The organism is Pinirhizobacter sp., from assembly GCF_035317885.1.
Classification (GTDB): Bacteria; Pseudomonadota; Gammaproteobacteria; order Xanthomonadales; family Rhodanobacteraceae; genus Pinirhizobacter.
The window spans coordinates 1-3391 of sequence record NZ_DATHFX010000397.1; the positions used below are offsets into that span (position 1 = coordinate 1).

Genomic DNA, 3391 nt, shown 5'->3' on the forward strand with positions numbered 1-3391 from the left:
CCCATCGCCGCTTCATAGGCCTTGGCCCGGGTGGCAGGCGGTACATGGTCGGCGTCGCGGTAGTACGCAGCGATGGCCGCGATGAAAAGGCGTTCGCGTTCGGTCCGGACAGGCAAACGGGTTGCCTCTTCGATTTCCGCCTCGCCCTTGGCGAGATCCGCCGGGCCTGGCGGGCTCCAAAGCTCATGGAAATAGGACATCGCGATGCCCCAATGTGCCATGGCGCAGGAGGGGTCGGCCGTGGCGACATCCCGGAAGGCCTTTTCCGACGCGGTATAGGCAAAAGAATGAAGCAGGGCGACGGCGCGCTCGAAATCGTGGGCAACCTTCGGCGTGCACGACGTTGCGAATGTCACCTTGCCCAGCTTCTCCGGCGCCGGATGCGAGTGCATTTCCTGGGATGAAGCCGCCGACGCGTAGAACATCACGCTGGCAATCAGCAGTGGAACGATTCGCTTCATGGCTCGGTTCCGGCAGCCGGTGGCCACGATCATAGGCCAATCCGCTGGCCAGTTCAGAACGCTACGCCAAATCTCGACAGCAGGAAATCGATCACCGTGCGCAGCTTTGCCGTGGGATGGCGATCGGGGGCATAGACCAGGTGCATGGGCGAGGGGAGAAGCGACCATTCGGGCAGCACCTTCACAAGCCTGCCGGTGGCGAGGTCGTCGGCCAGCACGGCCTCAGGCTGCAAGGCGATGCCCATACCGTTCAGCGCGGCAACGCGAAGGGTGTTTCCCTGGTTGGCGGAGAAGCGGCCGTGCACGGCCACCTGGCACGATTCACCCTCGGGCCCGACAAGACGCCAGTGGTCATATCGACGCCAATACGACGGACCCAGGCAGTCGTGTTCGGTCAGTTCCCGCGGATGCGTGGGCTGGCCCCGCTTCGCCAGGTACACCGGAGCGGCGGCGAGTATCCGCCGATAGGGCTTGAGCGGTCGTGCCACCAGGTTTGCGTCGTTCGGCTCGCCAACCAGGACGCCCACGTCAAAACCATCGTCCAGCAGGAGCGGACGACCGTTGTCGAGCGTCAGCTCAATGGTCACATCCGGATGATCGGCCATGTACTGGCCAAGCGCCGGCACCAGGCTATGCGTGCCGAAACTCACGGGCGCGACGAGCCTGAGCAATCCCCGCGGGCTCGCCTGCAGTTCCGAGGCGCTCGCTTCTGCGAATTCGATGCTGGCCAGGGCCTGCTTGCATCGATCGTAGTAAAGCCTTCCCACGTCCGAAAGTGTCTGCCGGCGCGTCGTGCGATGCAGTACGCGCGCGCCCAGGCGCGCTTCGATCTCACGGATGTGCTTGGCCACCATGGTCGGCGAAACGCCACAGGCATCCGCGGCGGCGCTGAAACTGCCAAGGTCCACGACCCGCACGAACATCTCCATGCTGGCAAGCTTGTTCACACTTAAAACCCAGGGGTTCTGAATTGGTGAAAATATGCCATGTTTATCCACCGACCGTCCACGTGCATCATGGCGGCCTGACTCCAGGCAATGCGAAGGACGTGGAATGAACGATGCCGATGCCCCTTACCACGCACACGTCTATTACGTGCCCGGACAACGCGACCAGGCCGACGCGCTGCGCCTTCGCCTGATCGCGATGAAGCAATCCGGTGAGATGCCCGGGCTGCTGTTTGTAGGTCAACTTCGGGACGGAAAGGCGGGTCCCCACCCGATCTCCCAGTTCGAGTTTCATTACCTGAAGCGCACTCTGCCCACGGTGCTGGAGATTCTCGAAGGTTCGGGCCTGACCTCCCTGGTCCATCCCCTTACCGACGACGACCTGGCCGACCATACGACCCTTGCGACCTGGATCGGCGATCGAATCGAACTGGATCTGTCGACGCTTGACCCGCCTGGGCAGAACAAAGGCGTCCCGCGATTTGGCAAGACGGATTTCTAAGCCGCTGCCTGGGCCATGGATGGGCGCACCTTCCGGTCACGCAAACGCAGGAACGGACGTTCAACCAGATAGTGAAGAAGGGCGGCAACGCATAGCGCGGCAAGCAGGCAGCAGGCGAAGGTAAAAATGCCATGCTGGGTAAGGGCGGCAGGCAGGTGCTTGAATGCGAGGCTAAGCACGGCCTTGTGGCTGAGGTACAGACTGTATGACACGGCCGCCATCCACGCGGCGCCCGGCACGTGCACCTTGGCAAGCACGCCGCCCGGTGCCGCGGCGGCCGCCACCAGCAGGGCCAGTCCGATCGACAGTACCGGGAAGCCGATGACGCACGCGCTGAATGTCTGGATATCGTAGAAGATCCATGTCGAGATTCCGACCACGCCCGCACCCGCGATGGCAAGCGCGTTCGGGTGTCGCTGGGCACGCTCCCACCACGCTGCCCGATGGACGCTGACGATGGCGAGCGTAATGCCTGCCAGCAACCCATCCAGGCGTGCATACGTGGGGTAATACACCATCTCCATGTAGTGGCGGATATTCATCTCCCATACGCCGCCTTCATCGGGCGAGGGTGCCGCCGATTGCCACCAGGCGAATCCGCGCCAGATCATGCCGGCAACGCATAGCCCCAGGATGATGGAGGCGACCCGGCGCACGCTGGCATGGGGTGCCACGGCCATGACCGCCAGCGGGAATACCAGGTAGAAATGTTCCTCCACGCATAGCGACCATGCGGACGAAAACGCATGCCCGGTGTCCTGGACCACGAACAGGTTCATCGTGAAGGTCAGGAACTGCCAGAGCGGCTGGATGGCGGGTGTTTCACGCAAGGAAGGGAAGCAGAAATAGAACGCCACCACCACCAGGTACGCCGGCAGGATGCGGTAGGCGCGTTGCCGGTAAAAGGCCTTGAGGTCGAGCTGGCCATCCTGCTGGAATCGAGCCAGGAGTTGCCGGCCGATGAGGTAGCCGCTCAAGACAAAGAAAAGGTCGACCCCCATCCATCCATAGGCTTCGATCCAGGTAAAGCCGTCGCCCATGCCACCGGCAAGCCAAGCGTGGGTACATATGACCGACAGGATCGCCACCGCGCGTAAAAGATCAAGCCCTGGTAACCGGCGCACAAAATGCCTCCCTGCAGTAATTCGCAAGCATAGCGATGGAATCAGGGCAATTCGAGGGCGGCGTCGAGGCTATGCAATGGCGCCGCCGGGCTTGCTGGATCCAAGATGCCTGACCATGGCTTCCATCGGCAGCGGTGGCGACACCAGGTAGCCTTGCACGAAGTCGCACTGGTGGGTCTTCAACCAGGCCAGTTGCTCGGCGGTTTCGACGCCTTCGGCGACCACGGTGAGATCCAGGCTGTGGCTTAGCGCGATCAGCGCCAGGCAGATCGCCGCCGATCGTGCATTGGTGGTGACGTCGGTAACGAACACCCGGTCGATCTTCAGGGTGTTGATCGGCAGGCTGCGCAGGTAAGC

General features: G+C 62.5%; 5 protein-coding genes. 1 reads left to right on the plus strand and 4 read right to left on the minus strand.

Annotation, left to right across the window (positions count from 1 at the left end):
- Positions 1-461: hypothetical protein (locus VK519_RS13080; RefSeq protein WP_324350421.1), on the minus strand; the 461-nt coding region annotated here is incomplete at its 3' end.
- A gap of 53 nt (positions 462-514) precedes the next feature.
- Positions 515-1408, minus strand: a complete 894-nt coding sequence (locus tag VK519_RS13085) for a LysR substrate-binding domain-containing protein (protein ID WP_324350423.1) — start codon at positions 1406-1408, stop codon at positions 515-517.
- A gap of 106 nt (positions 1409-1514) precedes the next feature.
- On the opposite strand from VK519_RS13085, the gene VK519_RS13090 reads away from it, so the two are divergent.
- The gene (locus tag VK519_RS13090) at positions 1515-1910 is read left to right on the plus strand and encodes a DOPA 4,5-dioxygenase family protein (RefSeq protein ID WP_324350425.1); all 396 of its coding nucleotides are present in this window, start codon (positions 1515-1517) and stop codon (positions 1908-1910) included.
- Here VK519_RS13090 and VK519_RS13095 read toward each other — a convergent pair.
- Both VK519_RS13095 and VK519_RS13100 read right to left on the minus strand, forming a co-directional pair.
- On the minus strand, positions 1907-3034 hold the full coding sequence (locus VK519_RS13095; RefSeq protein ID WP_324350427.1) for an acyltransferase family protein: 1128 nt from the start codon (positions 3032-3034) through the stop codon (positions 1907-1909). The genes VK519_RS13090 and VK519_RS13095 overlap by 4 nt on opposite strands.
- A 69-nt stretch (positions 3035-3103) precedes the next feature.
- The coding region (locus VK519_RS13100) for an EAL domain-containing protein (RefSeq protein ID WP_324350429.1) at positions 3104-3391 on the minus strand (288 nt) is incomplete at its 5' end.

Excerpts from the sequence above, each read along its gene's own strand:
- VK519_RS13090 (WP_324350425.1), top strand. The coding sequence starts at position 1,515 with ATGAACGATGCCGATGCCCCTTACCACGCACACGTCTATTACGTGCCC.